The following is a 19,907-nucleotide window of genomic DNA, read 5'->3' as shown; positions in this document are numbered from 1 at the left end:
CCTATATATAGACGCACAACAATGACCGAAGACATTCTGATCAACATCACGCCTTTCGAAACCCGCGTGGCCATCGTCGCGCAGGGCTCGGTCCAGGAGTTGCATGTTGAACGCAGCATTCAGCGCGGACACGTCGGCAATATTTACCTGGGACGGGTGGTCCGGGTATTGCCTGGGATGCAGAGTGCCTTCGCCGATATCGGGCTTGAGCGTGCCGCCTTTATACATATTGCAGATCTGCGCGAGAACCGGCAGGAACGCAGCCAGGGCCAGAATCCGACACCCATAGAAAAGCTGTTGTTCGAAGGCCAGACCCTGATGGTCCAGGTCATTAAGGACCCACTGGGCACCAAAGGAGCCCGCCTGTCGACCCAGATCAGCATTGCGGGTCGCATGCTGGTGTATCTGCCTCATGACCCGCATATCGGTATTTCACAGAAGATCGACTCCGAGGCGGAGCGGACCCAGCTACGCGAACGTTTGCAAGCCTTGGTGCCCGGCGAAGAAAAAGGGGGGTTTATCGTTCGCACTCAGGCCGAGGGGGCCGCCGACGAGGAGCTGTCCGCCGACCTGGAGTATTTGCGCAAGCTTTGGGCTAGCGTCCAGATGGCTGCACGCAGCCAGCCCGCCCCGACCTTGCTGCACCAGGACCTAACTCTTGCGCAGCGAGTTCTGCGCGATATGGTCGGGCCTTATACGGGTGTAATTCAGGTGGACTCGCGCAGCACGACGGCCGCGCTACAAGAGTGGGGCAAGGTGTACACCCCTTCCGTCGTGCCTCGTATCCGTCATTACAGCGGCGAGCGGCCGCTATTCGATACCGCGAACGTCGATGAAGAGATAGCCCGCGCCTTGTCGCGCCGGGTTGATCTGAAATCGGGCGGGTATTTGATCGTTGACCAAACCGAAGCACTGACCACCGTAGACGTGAATACGGGAGGCTTTGTCGGTGGGCGCAATTTCGACGACACCATCTTCAAGACCAATCTGGAAGCCGCCCAGGCGATTGCCCGGCAACTGCGTTTACGCAATCTGGGAGGCATCGTAATTCTGGACTTCATCGACATGGAGGACAGCGGGCACCGCGACACGGTGCTCGCCGAACTCAAAAAGGCCCTGTCACGTGATCGCACCCGTATGACGGTCAATGGCTTTACGCAACTGGGACTGGTCGAGATGACGCGCAAGCGTACCCGGGACTCTCTGGCCCATCAGCTTTGCGAGCCCTGCCCTATGTGTCAGGCGCGCGGCAATGTGCGTACGGCCCGCACGGTCTGTTATGAGATTTTGCGCGAGATTCTGCGCGAAGCCCGGCAGTTCAATCCAAAAGAGTTCCGGGTGTTGGCTGCCCAGAGCGTCGTGGATCTGTTTCTGGAAGAGGAAAGCCAGCACCTGGCAATGCTGGGCGACTTTGTCGGCAAGCCCATCTCCTTAGAGGTAGAGGGCAGCTATTCTCAAGAACAATACGACATCATCCTGATCTGATTATCAGGACTTGTCTGCTTTTCTCATTATCTCTACGATACCTCGGCGTTGCTGGGGGTTTTTTTATCTTGAGTTCTCCACAGCCATCTCAGAATCTCATAAATATTGGGTAGCTAGATGGGTAGCTGCGCCAATTAGCTACCCAAGCAGACAAGATCTATGGCGACAAAACGAGTTTTACAAGGCCTGTTGACCGATCTACAGATAAAGAGCCTAACCCGCACTGGAGAGCCCACAGCAAAGTCAGATGGCGGCGGTTTGACATTTACGCTATCCAAGGCGGGTACCGCCTCATGGGTCTTGCGATATAGGGTAGGCGGGCGCCGTCGAGAGCTAACCCTCGGGAACTACCCGGATATCAGTCTCTCTGACGCCAGGAGGATGGCCAGGGAAAAGCGCGTCGATGTTGATCAGGGCATTGATCCTGCTGGGCTGAAAGCGTCGGCCAAATTGGAAGCCAAGACGGCCAAGCTGGTAAAGGATGTCATCGCGGACTATCGCAGCAAGCGTTTGCAGCATCTGGCTAACAACACCATACGCACCTACTCCCGCCAGCTAACAATCGTCGATAGATCAATCGGCGCCAGGCCAATCAAGGATGTAACGCCCGAAGATATCGTCGGAATTATCGAGAGAAGGAAAGCGAACTGGACCACCCCATCGGGAGGATGGAGGGAAACAGAGACTCTATATATAGTAATACGCGAAATCTTCAAGTTCGCCGCTGGCCAACGCCTGATCACTGTCAACCCAGCCGTCGGCATTAGCCTTGAGGCGGTCATCGGCACCCGGCCAAAAAGCAAGACGCGCCTGATGTTGACCCCCAGCGAGTTGCGCGAGGTCATGAACGCCAGGATGAACCGACAAAACCAGTTGTCGATCTGGATCTTAATGGCCACTGCCGTTCGCGTTTCGGAGCTATACACGGCCAAGCGCGAGAATATATTCCTGGACGAGTACACGATAAAGCGGCTAGGGGCTGGTCGCTGGCATATCCCAGCAAGCAAGATGGGGCCGGGAATCGACATACCCTTAGCACCGCCAGTAGTCGAATGGTTCAAAGAATTGTCATCGCTCGCCCTGGACTCTGCCTATATTCTTCCGGCCAGAACAGCGGGACGCCTTGAGCGCGGTGGCGGCGACAACTATTTAGATGAAAACACCATCGCATTTTGCATTGACTCCTGGATTGACGGGCACAAGCCGGACGTTCGCCGGTTCACGCCGCATGATCTGCGGTCAACCGCAAGGTCCTATTTGCGAGCATTGGGCACACCGCGTGACATTGCCGAGATGTGCCTTAACCACAAGCTACGCGGCGTTGAAGGTATTTACGATCAGTACACCTATTGGCCGGAACGGCTGGAAGCCCTGACAAAGCTCGCCGATTTCTACGTCAGTCATCAGGGTGAAGCGCAGGCCACGGGGCTGGCCAGAAACGCCTTGCGCCTCGTGGGCTAAGTCAGCGCGAGGAGCCCAGCCCCCGCACATACCCCTGTAGCCCGTTCACCTGGTCGGCCCATCCCGCAGCATCTCGGCCCAGCTGCTCATATGCTCCGACACACGCCCCAATAACTCCGATCCAGTCGGGGCTGGTCGCATCAGATCGGCCGCTGGCGTCGGCAGTCGTGGCTCTCCGCTGGGCGGCAAGCTGGCGCAGCAGCCCGTCAATGCGGCCACGCTGATCAGCGACAGCCTTTTCAGCAGCCTGACGCGCCAGCACGGCACCACGGTATTCAGCATCAGCACGATCCCTCTCCTCTTGCCAGCCGCGCGCTATAGCGACCTGGCGCTTCTCGATCTCGGCCACCTTGGCCGCAGCACCCGCCCTGTACTGGCCAGCGCCGTAATAATGGCGCTCGGCTAGCACGCCTGCCAGCAGCAGCGCACCGGCAACAATCCCAATCACTGAAGTTCGGACAGACATATCCGCATCTCCGCATCGCGCCGCCGCTCAAGGCCGCGCAGCTTGGTTCCGCCCGCGTAAACCCATCGCGGCAGCTCACGGCAAGCCCCGGCCAGATCACCAGCGCGCAACTTGCGCGTCAGCGTAGACCCGCCGTATGCACCAGGCCCGACGTTGTACACAAAGCTGGCCAGCGCCACCCGCACGCTGTCCGGCAACGGGCGCGGCACAGATCCGTCCACTACGGCGAGCGCCCGGCGCACCTCCTGCTCAGTCAGCGCATCGCATCGTTCAGGCGTGGCCACATCCCCCAACTTCACCCCATGAGTAAATCCCTCGCAGATCGTCGGGATGCCGACCGGATCGGCATACGCGATCAGTGAGCGCCCCTCCCAGGCGGCCACCAGGGCGACGGCTGCCGACACAACGCCTGCGGCGATCTTCCCCTTATCCATGGCGACCCCGGCGCACAATGGATACCACCCATGCGCAGGCTCTGCGGAACAGTGCGTTTTTTTCGTGTAGCTCCGGCAGCTTGATAGCGATCAGGATCAGCACATAGACCCCCCATAACACGGGCACTACCGCGCTAAATGTCGCCAGCCAAGCAGCAACGCCAGTCCCCGCGCTGATTGCCAAATTCAGCCCATCATTGTTCATTCGGATTGTCCTTTGGGGCATGGCTGCCTCTCTGCGGCAAAACCCGCTCTATGGCGGGCGTCTAAAACAACTTGAAGTTAAGACCGGATCTCGGCAGCTCGAATAAAAAGGTCATCCATTTGCTCATCGCTGATGCCAGCTGCCTGAGCGATAAACCCCAACGATGGGCTGCTGCGCTCCCAGATGGTGGCGCGATCCCAGGCCCATTTATGCGCGGCGGGTAGTTCCGGGCTGCTGACGACTGCCATAACGGCGTCCATCAAGCCAGCCTCGATAAGCGCCATACCGCCCTGGGCAGACGTTACCGACTGCGGGACATAACGCACCTCGACCCACTCCCCGCTCTCGGTCGCAATGAAGTTTTCGCCAGGACGCTCTCCGCGCATTTCTACCCATCCTGGCGGGCATTCGCCTCCACGCTGCTGCATTGATTTCCCAGGTTGGCAGTAGGTTTTAATTTCCATGCTCAGGCAGCTCCAATTTTCCAGACGCGGACGCGGGCGGGGGTGGGCGTGGTGATGTTTGGCCGGGTTGCACCGGAGTAGCCATGCAGCACAAGCGATGAGACGAATGCGCTGATACCAGTCTCAACCATCAATCGCCCGTCTTGGAGCTGTGTGACTGCGATGCCAAGAGAGTTGGTTGAGGCGTAGGCAGAGAAACCCACCTGCTGCCACTCACCGCTTACTAGGATTTCTCCGACTGCGCTAACTCGGTAGCCGGGGAAGGGATTCGCCTCAACGTAGCGGCTATTTATAGCCAGACTCGCTGGAGACGCCGCGCTACCGCCGTTAGGGTAGATGAGGGTCGAGCCAACCTTGGCCTGCAATGCTTGCAGCCCAGACGCAAGCGCCGCGTAATCCGTCGCAAGCTGCGCAGCGTCGGCGCTGCCGGGATTGGCCACGACACCAAACAGCCGAATGACCCAACAGCCGGTTGCGTTCAGGGCTCGGGTTTCTCCGGCCGTGCGCGCAACCAAGGCAGAATCAAAATTAATGGCTTTTGTGCCTGCCGCAGATACACCATCACCGTTTGCCAGGTATCGACTTGTCGCGGCAGTTTCGAGCGTAAAACTGCCGCTCGCCGTGCCTGATATCAGATAGGACGTGTTGTTACCAACCCCGGGCGAAACTGAGCCAGTAATGCGTTGCATCGCATCGCGCTGGATAACGCCATCGACGCCCGCAGACAGCGCACCGTCGCCCCTCATGACAAGCGCGCCAAGGGAGCCAGGAGACTTGCCGTTGTAATCGGGCATGCGAATCGTGTTCGACCCATCCCCAGGGGTGTACGACGCTCGCAGCTCGGGATTGGCGAGCCACTGTGCATCGGTCACAACGGGAGCGCCAGGAGTGGGACCCGTGATGTTTGCAGCGGCGTCCGGGAACAGTGCCCGGGGCAGCAATTGCCCGTCAGCAGGTACACAGCCAGGCCAGATAGCGTCTCGCGTGGGGCACCAGATCGGCTGTAGCATATAGCCGCCGCCCAGTAATGCCATGGTCTCTAAAGCTTGTTGCACATTCTGTGCATCCAGCCCCGGGATTGGATCCACAGTCACGTAGCTAGCCATGTTTTTGAGTGCCGCCTCTGCCTGATCCTTTGAGGCAGAAGCGGCCGCCGCAGACTGTGCAGCTCCCGCCCGGCTGAGCTCAGCGTTGCGTGCCGCCTGCTCAGATGCCTGCGCCGCAGCACTGGCAATGGCCGCCTGATCGTTGTAGTTGTCTTGCGAAGGCTCTGGCTTTCCGATAACCGGATTGAATATCAGCGCCTTGCCTTTGCGCGCATCGATCGGCGGAAGATATCCAGGCTGTTCGCCAGGGGGGAAGCGAAGTGAACTTGATGCCTTACCGTCCACCCCCTGCAAAGCCAGCCACAGGCGATCAAAGTCATTATTTACGGTCGGCGCTTGGAAATCGCCGTTGTACTGATAGTCGGTTTGCCGCTCAAGAACCACATCTAGCGTGAGGATTACCGACACACCCGATGCCGGCGGGACATCGAAAACCACAGTCCCGCCGACTTTGCTGCCCAGGCCTTGGATAACGAACCCACTCACTACCCTCTCATAGTTAATGAGCACCGTCATGTCCTTGGCTGCCAAGCACATGAAGCCATAAGAAAATGCTGTGGAAACACCGTTTCCTACGTGCGAGCTGACTGGATTTTGATTCGGGACTGTCACGCTGAACTCTCCGGCTTCTAGGCTGCCGGACCGGCCGGCTCCTAAGTCTCGAAGGTGACCTCATGAACACCCCCGCTTGGGCGCCAATCTTCGCCCTGAGCGGCTGTCGGAATCCCGACTTTTTCTTTTACCAAGCGCCCTATTCGAGTCGGCGCTTGCAAGATTGCACCCGCCCCGCTGTCGAGGCAATCGTCCGGCTGCTCCCTGATGCTTGGGTCCCACTGCGTCATCTGATCCCAAAGTGGACCGTCAAGCACGTCAATATGCGCCCACATCACCCCTGACTTAATCGGCGGCTCCAATCCCTCAAGGATGCGGGCATTTTTATTGCCACTGACTTGGATATCCTCCACGGCGCACCGTAGCCGTTCCTGCTTGATGGCCTGGCGCAGCAGTTGCGGGACAAACGCACCGATCCCGTTTGTCTCTACGTACACATTCGGGATGTTGAATCGCTCAATCAACCTGCATGCCTGCAAAACTTGCCCGTCGATGATCGTCGTGTTCCTGTCATCGGAGAACACCGCAAAGTCGCCAGTCAGCCCCTCACACACATGCCAGTAGATGTTCCCGGCAGCATCATCCAGTATCAAGCTGAAGGCCGAGGTGTCGCCCTTCACTCTGCCGAGCGCGCAATCCCAGTACGCTCTGGCGCTCACAATCTGCGCTTGACCAAGCATCATGCGGACAGACCGATTGGCGGTTTCTATGCGGGGATGGACGTCATACGCCTTGATAAGGTTAGGGTCTAGTCGGGATTCCTTCAGCGGCTTGGCGTGCAGTTGGTACTGTGAATCCCAGTAATTGAGCGTGCGTGTCTTGCGCCGGCGCAGCTCGACCTCTGCCCTGGTGAATCGCTGAGGCCAGGCGCAGCGCGCATATATGTCGAGCACGGTCCCGCCTGGAGGGCTTGCAAAAACAACTCTGCCGCCCTCAAACCGATAGTCTCGGTCCTGCACCAGCAGGCGCGCGTGCTTGTAGATGCCGAGGAACACATACAGCCCGTCCGGCCCCGGCTCAAAAGGCACCGGATAAGACATCTCTTGATCTGTCTTTTCATAGCGCACCGAGTCCTCAAACAGCGGGATTGTCAGTGATGCCGCGCCGGCGGCAATCATTTCCGGGTAGATCGAGTCGTGCGTGTGTGGCGTGCCGATGTAGGTTTCCTGCCCGCCTGGAATCAGAATGAATGTGGCCTCCTGAATTTTCGCGCGCAAGTTCTCCCGCGCCTCCGGCGTCTTGATGTTCTTCGGCACCTCAACGTCGTCATAATCAATATCGCGGGCGCGGGCACTGGTCACGTTCTGATTCACGCCGACTGCCGTCATGCTGGCGTTTCGCGGATCGACAGACCCCGATACCCAGAAAGCCTGAGAGCCCGGCTTTGTCGGGAGCATGCCGCCACAGAGAGGATGCCGGCGCAATACGTTGATGGCATCGCGCGTTAGCTTTTTGGCCAGCTGGCCATCTGCCGCCCAGATAAGCGACACCCAGGTGCCATCGCAATACAACTGCCATGCCTTGTAGACGGCATACAGCGTGGACTTCGCCGCGCCACGGAACACCTGTAACACCCGTACAGGGTCGCGGCAGTGCTCCAACCAGTGGCAGACGCGGACGTGCAGGTCTGGAACCTCCCACCCCTGGATCTTGGCCCAGATGAGAAAGAAGGCCAGGAAAGAAATCCGCTTACGCTGGCTCACCGGGTACCCGCCACCTTTTGCACGCGCGCCAGGACACGCGCCGCCTCCCTCTCAGCGTTTTGGATTTCCGCGTCCAGTCCCCCATCGTCGGCGGCTGGCTGGCCCTCAGTCACCTCAGCCCCCCCTCCTGGGACATTGCCCGCCGTCTGGCGCTGCACCACCCCGATCAGACTGGCATTGCGCATCACCACGGACTGCGTGGCGGCCAAATTCTTTTTGGCCCAATAGCGATCACCCCGCGTCTGCTGATCCATTGCGCTCGGCAACATCCCCGCGCCCGGCCAGGTATCAGGGTCCATTTCCAACACCAGGGCATCAATCAGCTTTTCCTGCAACGCCAGCAGGCGTTCATATTGGTCTTGACGCATATCAGCCTCCAAACATGCGCGAAAGATCAGGGCCACGATCAGGCATTCCCGATCCAAGCCGCCACCAGTAATCCTGGTCATTTTGACGCATAGACCGTGCTTCCATACGTGACAGGTAGCCTGGGCTCAGGTTTTCTTGTAGCGCGTGGAAAAACGAATGGTCGATAGCGCCGGAAAGCCACCAGAGATTGCCGTAAGGGATGGTGCTGCGCACCGTGCGTGCCGCGCCTGCGCCGAAGTTGACCTCATCGCCGCTGGCCGCGCGCCAGGAGTTTTCTACGGCGAGGCCAAGCAGATCGGCGGCCGTGCCCATCGAGGGGCCGCCAAATGTCCCGGCCATCGTCCCCGCGAATCCCCCCGGCGTTTCGCGCGGATCTTGGAAAAGCAGATCGCCAATGATCGACAGACCGCCGCCCTGCATAACGGCCTCAGTCCAGAAGCGCCCAGTATCAAGCCCAATCGGATCGCGGCCCGACAGCATCTCTTTGATTTGGAACGCAATGCCACCCGCTATAGTCGTGCCGATCATGGTGGCAGCGCCGTAGGCCAGACGGTTTGCGATAGCAGGAGCGCCGTCTACACCACGTGGAGCCTCGATCATCCGCCGGTAGTGCCGCGAGATCATGGCAAAAGGGAAGCTCTTGAACTGCATCACCGAGCGCGCTAGCTCGCCGCCGATGGTGCCCGCCTGCTGGCCGCCCCAGGTCTGGAATGCGCGCGTCGCAAGATCAGGGTTGATGACGGCATACTCGGACTCATCCCGGATAAGACCAAGAACCTTAGACACCAGTTGCTCAGCATTCGGCGCGTTTGTTCCCATGATCGCCTCGGGCGTCAGGTACCGCTGCCCACGGAACTCAGTGGTCTGCGCCTGGGAAATCACTGCCCAATCGTCCGCCGTGATCCCTTTTCTTTGAAGGTGGCTCCGGTCCCATTCGGTCAAAGCGCCCCACTCCTTCCCGGCCATTTTCCCCAGGCCGCCCATCATGGTCATCTGGAAAGCCCGGCGCATGCTATCCGTCCAGGCATTCATGAGGGACAGCTTCATGACGCTGTTGGCCACCTTGCCGGACCAGTTGTTACGAATATGGTCGCCAGAAAACCGGTTTAGATCGGACACGACAGACTCAGCAATGAGTCCATGCGTGCTCAGGAATTCCCGCGTTTCACTGTTGAACTGTGCGCCGATATTCTTCAGCGCCTGCCAGTATGGGAGGCGGTTATACCCGACGGTGACAAAGTAAGTCGGCAGGTCAGATATAGAGGCCCAAACGGCGCGGCCTAACTTTGCGGCTACCTGGATGTTCCGCGTGTCCGCTCCAAGCCGCGCCAAGCTAGCGTTCTGCATCTGCCCGGCCTTGCCAGACAGGACGTTCCAGTAGCCGGCGGGGTCATTCAGCAATGTACGCTTCAGCCCGCCGTCCTCCTTTGCTGCTAAATCCATCTGGACGCGCATCTGGTGATCCGGGTTCGGGCCGTACCGCTCAAGCAATGCAATATCCCGCGCCAAACCCGAGATATGGCCAGTCATGGCCTCGTACATGCTGCCAGAGCCGAACTCGCCCATGTACTCGACATAGGCTTGCCCGTCCTTGAAGTGCAGCTGGCGCGGGTCGCTGCCGCTGTTTGCGCGCGCACTGCTACCCTGAAAGCGCCCAGGCTCCAATTTGTTGAGCCCGCCAGTGGCCAGCGTATCCCATGCAGCCCCCAGAAACTTTGTCAGCTCGGCATCGCTCATGAGCCTGCCGTCCGGATGCAAGTAACGGGATCGATTGAGCTTGGGTAGGGTTTTCTGAATCCAGGCATCTTTACCGGCTGAGCGCACGCGTGCTTGATCGCTGCTTTGCGGGACATAGCCATACTCAAGGCTGCCTATGTCGCCGCCTGCATTGTTGAACCGCGCACGCATCGCTTCAATTGTTTGGCCCCAAGCCTTGGCCGCCTGTACAGCCAGCGCGTTCCCTGTCCCGCCTTCGCCACGCGCAAATACTTCTATGGCAAGGTCGCGCGTCATGCGTGGGTTTTCCACATCGAAAAGCATCCCCAAAGCACGCTGACCAAGGCTCTGCCCATCCTTTGACATGACCGCATCAAACAGGCCGCGTAGCTGCGACCAATATTGGTCCTTGATACCTTTTTCCAGCGAAGCGGTTTCGTCCATGTGGCGCACCAATGCCTTAGATCGACCGAACCCAAGATCGTCCTGGATGGCTACGATCCTGTCGCCAACCTCAGCCGTCTTGATGATCTGCAAATGCTTGTTGCGCAAGTCCCTTTGCGCCTCTGCGCGGATATCCTGCATGGCTCGCTCTGCCGCTAAGAGCGTGCGCTGGCTCTCAGGCAATGCGCTCCAAGTCGCCCGATCCTGCCGGGCAAGGCTGCTGGCTGTGGAACGGATACGGTCCTCAATATCCCGGATCTGGGCATCCGTTAGCGTTCGGCCTGCTGCCGCGTTCACTTTGGCGATGCACTTTGGTTCCATGTCTATCCTCAGATTGCGCCGATGGCGCAGGTAGCTGCAACGCGGAGCAAGTCGGCGTCAGCAATGGCTTGGGAGGCTCGTTCATCGAGCAAACGAAGGGCTTCGGTCAGCGGGATGTCCCCCTCTATCCCATCCAGGCGAACGAGCGCGTCAGGTCGGTTGGTAGCCAACTCGGCAATTCGTCCAGCTACGGCGCCTTCTGCGGCAGCCTGCACGGTGGCGGGAGACAACTTTGCTGGACTTGCGGTGGCCCCCTCCGAGCTGCCGGTACTACGGGTGGCGACCTGCTCGGGCGAGGTCGGTCTCGGCTGTTGGTCGGCCCGTTGGGATTGCTGCCCAGTCTGGCCAGCGCGGGGGGTGCGGTCCTGGCGAGAGGCGGCCCCCTGCTCGCCCATCATCTGGCGCACCGCTCCAGCAATCGCCGTCGCCTCAGTGGCCGGCGCACTGATCGCCGCGCGCTCGGCCTTCATGGCGGCGATTTTCGCATCAAGAATTTTCAACGCACGCTGCGCTTCAACCGCGTTGGCGTTTGCATCGATGGCATCCTCTAGCCGAGCAATAGCGGCCATTGCTTCCGATGACACCTGATCGGCCTGGCGCTTTGCCTCGGACAACGCTTGCTTGTAACTGAGGCGTGGGTTATCAGATTTAAGCTGCCTCGCCAATTCCTTGACAGCCGCCTCATCAGACGCGCGTGCGCGCTCAGACAGCCCGGCGATTTCGCTGCGCATAGCAGAAATGCTCCCTCGCTCGGCTACTCGGTCCGCCTCAGATAGCAGCGCGGCCCGCTCTGCCTCGCTACGGGCGATCATCCGCTCCAAGGCAAGCGCGCCTTGCGCTTCGCTGATCGGTATAGAGTCCAGGACCGAGACGTGGGAGCCACTCGCAAGCTGATCGGCAGCCCGCATCACTGACAGCAATGCGTCATTCGCGGCGCGCACGTTACCGGGATCTTCTAGCTTCCAGGAGTCCACCAGCTCCCGAACAGCATTCACGCGCGCAGCATCCGCCACTTCAGAGTCGTGCGCAACATTTGGCTGGCCAGCATCTTTCCCAGGAGCGTCACCCTTGGCGCTGCGGCTTCGAGCCCGAAGAGCCCACCCGCCAAAGGCAGCCGGCAAAAGGGTTGATACGGCGAGGCCAACCGGGTCGAACGGGTCATACTGCATCGCCTGCTGGTCATAGTTCGCGTTCTGCAAAATATCCCGCGACAGCTGATTTTGGGCAATGAACAGGCCAGGCCCGCCGGCCGCGATGAGCGCCGCCGTCGATTTAATGCCGGAGCCAGCCACGGGCAATGCCACTCCCACCCCCGTCGCCACACCAGCAAGTGCGCCGATTTTCGTACGCGTCTGGGTATCGACCCCCTCCCGGCGCAACTCATCGGAGACGGTCACACCCTCATCAACCCCAGTCAGCAATGCGCCGGTGGCTGGGTTGCCGGTTGCAACCGAGTATCCAACAGCCTTCGTGACCATACGGCTGAAATTGAATACGGTCTGCTCAGCGAAGCCCGCGGTCTCTGGATTTGGGCCTAACCACCTGGAGGAACGGCGCAAATCGTCCCCCACCTCTGTGCTGTAGCCATCGCCGTCCTCAACCTTCTTGCGAGCTGCCGCAGCACCCTGCTCCCGCCAGGCTCGCTGCTCGTCTGTTTCTGCGAACGGCAGCACGCCAGTGGTCCCATAAGCCGCCGTGACCGTGCCAAATGCTCCGGCCATGTCGGACAAAAATGCGGCGGATTCGAGAGAGCCAGCGGCAACGCCTGTAAATGGTGCAGCCGCGGTCCCCCAAAAGCTAAAACCTCGCTCTGTCTTTGGCCCTATCGGGTCGATCTGCTGCCGATTGTCCAGGGCTGCCTTCAGCGAGTCAGCGTACATTTCATCGAGCGCCACTGGTCACTCCTTCGACTTTGCAGGAATAGGCGAGGAAACCCGGACCAGGATCAACTGACCATCTTTGTTGCGCACAGACCCCATGCCGGCCGACACCGTGTAGCGACCCTGGTCTACATATCGCAGGGCAGCGTCCGGTAGACCGCGCAGAAACTGGCTGATGGGCATGGGCGTCTTGCCCACATACACATTCCCGTCTGGAATTGGCGTTTCAATTATGGACGGGTCCGCCTGCTTAAGAACACGCTTGAATGAGGACTCATCCATCCCGCGCGGAAGTGGGTAACGGCTGCCGTTCAAATCCACGATTTCACCAATTACCGCTTTGATTGCTTCGTCGCCACTCATTCGTTTGCCGTTTGCCCGTTCGCTCGCTCGCAATAAAACGGAGGCGTCAATGACCGCATCCTCGACAGTGGGGCTGCCTATCGTGCCTCGGACCTTTTTGGCCAATTCCCCGCGCCATAGGTTTGTTTCTGTCTCCGGGACGCGCTTGTCCTTGATAGCCTGCTCTCCGCGCAGCACCTGCTCCGCAACAAGACCACCGTTAGGCATTCGGGCATCCCCCAGCCCGGCGCTGAGCGCCAGAGTTCTGTCTTTCTGATCCAGCTGCGTAGCCAGCGCACCCATCGAACGCGATCCGATGACATTGCTGATTCCTGACAGCGTAGCGGCGCGCTGATCCGCCGGTAGTGCCGTCAATACATCGGCCAACTTTCCAGCCTCGGCAGCAGTAAATGGCGACGCAGGAATGCCGCTCCAGGTTTCGACAACACTCGCCTGGGTCGCCCGAGACTCTAGGCTCTTGAGAATCGCAGGGAGCCCGCCAGCCATATCGATAGGAGTGACTGAATCAATGACACCGCGCTCGGCAGCAGCATTAAGCGGATCAGCCCTGACATCGCGCAGCGCCGCCTCGTGTACCTTGTGCATCGTTTCAGCCTGACGGGACAGCTCAGGGGTCCAGCCTTTTTCATTCCCGCGTGCGGTGAGCGCCTGCAATATCGCTTTTTGCGTATCCAGCGGCTGGGTGGCAAACGCAGCGCCATCCCCTGCGGTTTTAACCAGGCCTTCAAGCATCGGTGCGTAAGATGTGCCCTGCACCGCCTGCGCGACCCTAGCGGCATACTCCGGATCAAGCCGCTTACCCTCTGTGACCATATTGAAAATTTCGGTGGTCAGTTGCCCCGCCTTACGCTCTTTGGCCTGCGCTTGAAGCTCGGCCCTTTGCTGGGCAGCAACGGCCCGCTGCTCAAGGGTAGTTTGATAGCCCGTGATGGTGGCCATCAACTGAGCGCGGCGTTGAGGATCTAGCGCAGCAAACTCGTCGGAGGCCAGACGATTTTCCACTTTACGCAGGTCAGACGCGCTGTTTTTTGCATCATGGACAAGGGAGTAGGCCAGCGTGCCGTAGACGCGTTCCCTGAACGTGTTGACAGATCGCTCGACCTGCGCGGGACTCATACCGGCTGTAGGCCCAAGCTTGCGCACTGCCGCATCGTAGATGTGGGATGCCTTAGTCGGGTCGTTCTCCCGCTCAAGTGACACCCCAAGCGCTTCCAGCTCACCAGCGATATTGGCCTGTGTGCGCTTATGCGCTAACTCACCCAAACGCCTCCCCAGGGTGCCGGATACCTCGCTTAACTGTGCCCCGACAACCTCCCGCTCGGATCCACTCAAGCCCTGGAGCCTTTCTTCGGATAGCTTGGTTGCTTGCTCGCGCCAAGCTGCTGCGGCAGCGTTAGGGTCAAGCTGACCATCCTCAACCTGGCGCGCGATCACGTCATGCGCGTCAGCAAGGGCCAGCTTCGATTCCGACATAACGCGCAGAGAGCGCGCGCGCCGCAGGTCTTGCATCAGATCAGCGCCAATGCCTCCAAGATCCTTCCCAATGCCGGCCATCGCCTGATTTGCGCCGGAGACAAATGCACCGACCGGAACTTCTGTCTGCGGTCCTGGCGCGGCCACCACCTGGCCAAAGTTACCAACTGGAATCTTAGCCATTGTTACCCTCCCCAAATGCCGGAAGCGCCAGGAACTGAGTTCAAAGCGCTGCCACCAGAGACAAAACCCTTCGATACGGAAAGTCCGCTCCCGCCCTTGTTAAGTCCCCACATGCCATATGACGCTGCACCCCGAAGCACACTGCCGAATGCTCCAGCAATGCCCGCGCTGCGGGCGTTTGATCCTGCTTGGCGGCGCAATGCTGCCTGAGTGTCCAGAGCACGACCCCGGCGCTCGCCGGTCAAGATCGACATGTACGCGTCCTCTTCTGAATCGCGCGTTATCTGTTCATTGATCAGAACCGGCGTCCCTTCCCCAATGGCAACCCCGGACGCGGCAAATGCGGCATCGGCGGCGGCGGACTGCTGCCGCCCAGCGCGGCGAATCTTTTCCGCCTGGGCTACGGCAGCGTCTCGCTCCTGCGCTGCCTGCTCCTGCTCCTGTCGGGCCATCTCGCGCTGGTACTGATCTTCCTGGCGGCCTTGAGATATTGACGACAGGCCACCGATTACTGTGCTACCTGCTAGCGCGCTCAACGCAATCGTTTCAATTCCCATATTCGTGCTCCAGTCCAACCATGTGAGGGATAAAGCCAAGCGTCTTGTAGAGTCCAGCGGTTCGCTCCGGGTGGACTCCAGACGCTATGCCCGCCTCAACCCACCGGCAACCCTTCCCTTTCGCCCAGGCAACCATTGCCGCAATCAGTCGCGCAGGGATGATCGAGGCCCGGTATTGCGGGTGCATAAACAGCACGTGCTCCTCTGCCACCAATTCATCAGACAGCCACGGCTGCCCCACGGAGGCCACAATGCCGCCCACCACCAACCCCTGTCGGCGCGCGATCAGGACGAGCCCGCTCGGTGATTCGATCAGCGCAGTCAGGGTGTTACCCACGCGCTCGGGGCTGTACCTGAGACGGCGCCAGCGCGGGCTTTCTTCGACCATCAACCGGCCAAGCTCGACCATTGCCGGAACGTCATCTTTCTTTGCGGGCTCAATCATTCGTTGCTCGTCCAGTGGCGGACCACCGCCAAAATGTGAAAAGGCAGGGGGTCGTCTTGCCTAATTTCTACGGGTAAGCTGCCGTCAGACCATCCCCATTCGCCCACTGATTTCCAGCCCGAATATTCAGGCGGAGGCTTATCAAGCAGATCGGAACCAAATTGCCGAAACGCAACTGGACGGTCATTGATCACTGCGGCGCCTGTGTTCAGCACGAGTAGGCTGAATTTGTGCGTTCTCATTTGATTGGACTGGGCAGTCCCGGTTTGGGTCTGAATTTCAGGACGCAGCAAGCGGACCCTGGGAACAACAGGGATACCGATCTGTACGTCCTTGGCTCCCCGGGCTAGCGTCACATTTCCGCTGGCAACCGTTTGTTTTGCCTGCGGTACCCCGTCAGCCAGGATTGCCACCTCCTTACCTTCCAGATGGCTAAGTCCGCCCCATACCGTCTTTGGCTCGATGGAAGTACCAACGATGCCGCAATGCACAAGGCTCTCTGTTGAAAATCTCTCCAGATACCGGACTTGCTGGCCATTGATCGTGCGGCGCACCACCGCCACAAGATCGTCGTACTCGCCGGCGGGCGCGGCGCTTATCGACTCATAGAAGCCATCTGTGACATGGGAATGCCACGCTGTCACACCTTCATCGCGGTCAATCGTCAGCCCCGCCATGCGCCCGTTTGCCAAGATGCACCAGAGCACAGAATCCGGCTCTTGCTGATAGGCCATTTGCACAACACCGGATTTCGTGATGTGTTCGGCGAGAGTCGTGAGGTTCGGGGCCGCGTAAGCGTCATTCTCGACGCGGTAACCCATTGCCCGGACCTTGCGCCCGGATCGCTGCACGAATATCAGCTCATCCCCTATGCGAACTGGCTTTACAGGCCCGCAGCCGTAGACGGACTGATCCTTTGCTTGCACATTAGTCGGCGTTAGCCCTTTTTCCACGCCTCCGGACAAGGTCCATTCAGTTCCTGGAGTGAGGGCCATCAAGACCCTGACAGATGCCAGATGCCCGACTCCGTTGCTCTCACCATCGAGCCGGTAGAAATAGCCATCGGTATCTTGGCTTCCCTGGGTGAAATCGAGATACAAGGCGGATCGGCTTCCCCACACGCCATTTGGATATCGCTTGCTACCCCCGGCAACCAGTCGCTGCTGGTAAATCCCAACCGCCGAAGGGTATCCATTGGCTTGACTCCATACCGACGCTTGAAGCTTCCATGCACCTGCTTGTGCGGCGACATTTGAATCAAGATCCGCCTTCACAACACCTGACGCAATCCGAGCGCTCGTTACTGCTGTTATCTGAACTAGACCCCGATTTACTTCAACCCATCGGCCCACATCAGTGCTTGCACGCCACCCATCCAGATTGAGCGTGAGGGTGATGGATTGACCGATAGTGCCCTTTGCACTCGGGGTTAGCGTCGCTTGCGGAGAGTCGTCGAGAGTCCATTCACTGGCAGGCAGAACTGTCCCGGTGAACGGGCTTGTAATTTCTATGTTCACCGTAGACGTGGTTGGCACCGAGGTCACCACCGCCACACCTGAGAGATAGGTGATACGGCGGCCAACATCTGACTCCAGAAATACGGGGAACGATGCCGTCGCAGACCTGCCTGTTCCGACGCTGGCCGCTGACAGGGTAAGGGAGGCGCCAAAAGCATGCCCGGTTTCCCCAAACGGCAGCACAGAGAACGGTGCAGGTGCGATCTGCCAGTTGTCGTCCGCCAGGCGGCGCAGGGTATGTATGGGGTGATCCGGGTGCGCGATAAACATCGTGTCACCGGCCTTAGCCCAGGTTAGGGCATCCAGTTCGGCATCGGAGAATGGAAAACTGACCTCGTAGGGCACCCCGTTCTTTAGCACAATGCCAGCCCCGGCACGGATTACCCGCATCTTCCCACCCGACCATTCAAGGTGATAGGAGGCACTTCTGCTTGAGGTAAACGGCACAAGCAAGCTGCGCCGGTCATTGCTGATAGCCGCGCCAATAAACATTGACCCAGGCGCACGCACAACGCCGCCATATATGTCGCAGATCGCGTTTTCGATCAGCTCAGCGCCGTTCTGATATCGGCTGATATCCACCCTGCCGCGCACCCGCGGAGAGATTTCACCTGCCGTGAAGTTGGTTTGGATGGTGCTTACTCGCGGCATATCACCCCCCGAACCGAGCCGCCAGCAAGGGCGAATCTGGGAACTGTTCGGGAGACCCATCCTGTCCATCCAGGGACTTTGCTCGGGCCAGCATGACGTCAGCCTCTTGGTTGTAGCTGTCGCGCAGAGACGTAGATGCGGTAACCAGGTAGGCCAATGCGGCCGCCATTTTCAGCTCGGCCACCTCGACCACCGCATCATCCCAGGTAGAGGTTTCGTCATTGCGAAAAATGTACACGAGCGGCAGCGGGTTGATATTGGCGAGGATCGAGCGGCCCTCTTTTTGAAATTCATGAGCCCAGCCCGCTTGGCCAACCTGAAGTGTCCTCAGCCAATCGCCCGGCACATCAAAGGCAAATCGGTAATCGAAGGCTGGAGCGTCGGCACGCGGCGCGAGCAAAACGCGCTTGGTTGCGAAGTTCCAGTAATGCGCCCGAAGAATGGCGTCCCGCACAGTGGGCCAAATATTCCCGGCGGCTGGTGCGTACTTGGAAGGATCTTCAAAGCTGGATATTGGGCTGCCACCAAGACGCAGCAGCGCATTGGAACAGATGGAGATGGGGCTAGAACTGGACATTCGGGCACCTAAAAAGAAAACCGGGGGACAAGCCTCCGGCGCTTCCACCTGGAATCCAGGGGGTCAGTGATGTTTTGCCTTAGTCGGTGACATAGGGCACTTCAACGCGCAGACGCTGGCCAGCCGCCAACTCCGCGCCTTTCACAGTGGCGAACACCTCCACGTCCACAGGGGTGATGTAGTCCGCAGCGCCGGCGATCAGAGCGCCGGTATCAGCCGCCACCGTCGCAGCAGCAGACAAGGCAGCAGCAACTGCCAGCCCCTCCGCGTCGATCACCTCTTGCGTGACAAGCTTGCGAATACCAATAGCAAGCGTTGAGCTGGCCGTGCCACCACCGGCGACAGAAATTTTTGCTCCTGCCAAAAAGCGAGAGTTGACGGGCACATGGCCAAGCAAGATCGTGGTCCCGACCGGATAGGCCGGATGGCCATCGGTCAGGGTGGCCACCAATACGCGCTGGCGCCCATGAGACTCGGCGGGCATCAGCTTCTTACGATTCGCCATTTTCTGCGCTTGCGCGCTATTAACTTCGGGCATGTTTCTCTCCTGTTGATTGGGCTTAGATCAGGTAGTCAATAGCGACAACCTTGGATTCCTCGGCACGGGCCGCGCCGTGCGAAGCCGCCATATCGACTTGCATCAGGTTCTTTTTGTCTTTGCGGCGGCCAGCCGTACCCTCGACATAGCCAGAGCCGAAATGAATGGCGCTGTTCGTCCATGCAACAGTGCGCGCGGTGTTGCCGCCGGTGATCTTCAGCGCCTCATAGGGGATCCAGCGGAACCCCATCCAGTTACCCGAGACATCGCCGTCCTGAAGCATCTTGACGGCCATGTGGTCGATGCTGGTAAGGGTCGTATCCGCCAAAATGGCTTCCAGCATGTCAGCCGTGTAGATGATGTTCAGCGTTTCGCCGTTGTGCTTGTCGGCCTCGTTCTTGCGGAAAATCTTGCGCGCAACCAAAAGCTTGCTTTTGGTGAAGGTCGCGCCGCCGGCCGCGACAATCTGCGAAGCGGGAAGTGCGATTTGCCCACCCTCTTTGGTCTGCGTGGTACCGATCAACGCGTTGTAGATGATCGAATCCTTGCGGCGATTGTGGGCGGCAATCAAGCTTTGGTTGTAGGATCCGCTCAACGGGTTAGCCAGCAGCTTGGGCTCATCGTTGCGGTCAACAGGTAGCGCCTGGAAGAAATCGCGCATGAGCGCCACGCGGGTGCTGTGCTCAGCCTCCGAGAAAACGGTATCACCATGACGCACGGTGTTTTCCGGCATATCGCCCAGAGGGGCCAGCAGGTTGACGGTGAAGCTCTCGCCCGTGATCGTGCCGCGATCAGTGACCGCGCCCGCAAGGCGGGATTCGGTCTGCTGTGCCTGCATACGGATGGCGTTATCCCACTGGATAACAAAGGCTTGGGTAATCGTGTTGGACATGGATAACTCCAAAGGGATTGAATTCAGGTCGCCTTTTGGGGTGTC

At 59.3% G+C, this 19,907-nt stretch carries 18 protein-coding genes; 2 read left to right on the top strand and 16 right to left on the bottom strand.

The annotated features are described in order from the left end of the window. Positions 1 to 21 precede the first annotated feature (21 nt). Positions 22 to 1,485 (top strand): ribonuclease G, encoded by a 1,464-nt coding sequence (gene rng, locus U0029_RS06895; RefSeq protein WP_114852854.1) that lies wholly within the window; start codon positions 22 to 24, stop codon positions 1,483 to 1,485. Between the two features lie 159 nt (positions 1,486 to 1,644). After that, on the top strand, positions 1,645 to 2,946 hold the full coding sequence (locus tag U0029_RS06890; protein WP_114852853.1) for a tyrosine-type recombinase/integrase: 1,302 nt from the start codon (positions 1,645 to 1,647) through the stop codon (positions 2,944 to 2,946). Between the two features lies 1 nt (position 2,947). On the opposite strand, the gene U0029_RS06885 is transcribed toward U0029_RS06890, so the two are convergent. The 16 genes from U0029_RS06885 to U0029_RS06810 form a co-directional block, all read right to left on the bottom strand. After that, the gene (locus U0029_RS06885; RefSeq protein ID WP_147294796.1) at positions 2,948 to 3,412 is read right to left on the bottom strand and encodes a hypothetical protein; all 465 of its coding nucleotides are present in this window, start codon (positions 3,410 to 3,412) and stop codon (positions 2,948 to 2,950) included. Next, positions 3,391 to 3,846 (bottom strand): lysozyme, encoded by a 456-nt coding sequence (locus tag U0029_RS06880; protein ID WP_114852851.1) that lies wholly within the window; start codon positions 3,844 to 3,846, stop codon positions 3,391 to 3,393. Before U0029_RS06880 ends, U0029_RS06885 begins: the two co-directional genes overlap by 22 nt. Continuing rightward, positions 3,839 to 4,051 carry a hypothetical protein gene (locus U0029_RS06875; protein WP_039051913.1) on the bottom strand — a complete coding sequence of 71 codons (213 nt, stop codon included), beginning with the start codon at positions 4,049 to 4,051 and terminating at the stop codon, positions 3,839 to 3,841. The genes U0029_RS06880 and U0029_RS06875 overlap by 8 nt, the downstream gene beginning before the upstream one ends. Positions 4,052 to 4,128: 77 nt before the next feature. Further along, entirely contained in the window at positions 4,129 to 4,479 is a 351-nt protein-coding gene (locus U0029_RS06870) for a hypothetical protein (protein ID WP_147400178.1), read from the bottom strand. Positions 4,480 to 4,517: 38 nt separating this feature from the next. After that, a complete protein-coding gene (locus U0029_RS06865; protein WP_147294795.1) occupies positions 4,518 to 6,233 on the bottom strand; it encodes a hypothetical protein in 1,716 nt (571 codons plus the stop codon). 41 nt (positions 6,234 to 6,274) lie between these two features. Further along, positions 6,275 to 7,936 (bottom strand): phage terminase large subunit, encoded by a 1,662-nt coding sequence (terL, locus tag U0029_RS06860; protein ID WP_114852848.1) that lies wholly within the window; start codon positions 7,934 to 7,936, stop codon positions 6,275 to 6,277. Next, positions 7,933 to 8,304, bottom strand: coding sequence for a hypothetical protein (locus U0029_RS06855; protein WP_114852847.1), 372 nt, complete (start codon positions 8,302 to 8,304; stop codon positions 7,933 to 7,935). The genes terL and U0029_RS06855 overlap by 4 nt, the downstream gene beginning before the upstream one ends. A gap of 1 nt (position 8,305) precedes the next feature. Continuing rightward, positions 8,306 to 10,606, bottom strand: a complete 2,301-nt coding sequence (locus U0029_RS06850) for a hypothetical protein (protein WP_114852846.1) — start codon at positions 10,604 to 10,606, stop codon at positions 8,306 to 8,308. Positions 10,607 to 10,794: 188 nt separating this feature from the next. Next, entirely contained in the window at positions 10,795 to 12,681 is a 1,887-nt protein-coding gene (locus U0029_RS06845; protein WP_114852845.1) for a hypothetical protein, read from the bottom strand. Positions 12,682 to 12,684: 3 nt separating this feature from the next. Further along, positions 12,685 to 14,685, bottom strand: a complete 2,001-nt coding sequence (locus U0029_RS06840; protein ID WP_114852844.1) for a hypothetical protein — start codon at positions 14,683 to 14,685, stop codon at positions 12,685 to 12,687. 2 nt (positions 14,686 to 14,687) lie between these two features. Continuing rightward, positions 14,688 to 15,242 carry a hypothetical protein gene (locus tag U0029_RS06835; protein ID WP_114852843.1) on the bottom strand — a complete coding sequence of 185 codons (555 nt, stop codon included), beginning with the start codon at positions 15,240 to 15,242 and terminating at the stop codon, positions 14,688 to 14,690. Continuing rightward, complete coding sequence (locus tag U0029_RS06830; protein ID WP_114852842.1) at positions 15,232 to 15,687, bottom strand: GNAT family N-acetyltransferase; 456 nt, start codon at positions 15,685 to 15,687, stop codon at positions 15,232 to 15,234. Before U0029_RS06830 ends, U0029_RS06835 begins: the two co-directional genes overlap by 11 nt. Next, positions 15,684 to 17,855: a hypothetical protein gene (locus U0029_RS06825; RefSeq protein WP_114852841.1), complete on the bottom strand. Its 2,172-nt coding sequence runs from the start codon at positions 17,853 to 17,855 to the stop codon at positions 15,684 to 15,686. Before U0029_RS06825 ends, U0029_RS06830 begins: the two co-directional genes overlap by 4 nt. Position 17,856: 1 nt before the next feature. Beyond that, complete coding sequence (locus tag U0029_RS06820; protein WP_114852840.1) at positions 17,857 to 18,432, bottom strand: hypothetical protein; 576 nt, start codon at positions 18,430 to 18,432, stop codon at positions 17,857 to 17,859. Positions 18,433 to 18,511: 79 nt separating this feature from the next. Beyond that, the gene (locus tag U0029_RS06815) at positions 18,512 to 18,970 is read right to left on the bottom strand and encodes a hypothetical protein (RefSeq protein WP_114852839.1); all 459 of its coding nucleotides are present in this window, start codon (positions 18,968 to 18,970) and stop codon (positions 18,512 to 18,514) included. Between the two features lie 22 nt (positions 18,971 to 18,992). Continuing rightward, on the bottom strand, positions 18,993 to 19,862 hold the full coding sequence (locus U0029_RS06810; protein ID WP_114852838.1) for a phage capsid protein: 870 nt from the start codon (positions 19,860 to 19,862) through the stop codon (positions 18,993 to 18,995). Positions 19,863 to 19,907 lie beyond the last annotated feature (45 nt).

This window comes from Bordetella avium (assembly GCF_034424645.1).
GTDB lineage: Bacteria > Pseudomonadota > Gammaproteobacteria > Burkholderiales > Burkholderiaceae_B > Bordetella > Bordetella avium.
Note: the sequence above shows the minus strand (reverse complement) of the source record. Positions and strands in the feature narration are given on the sequence as shown.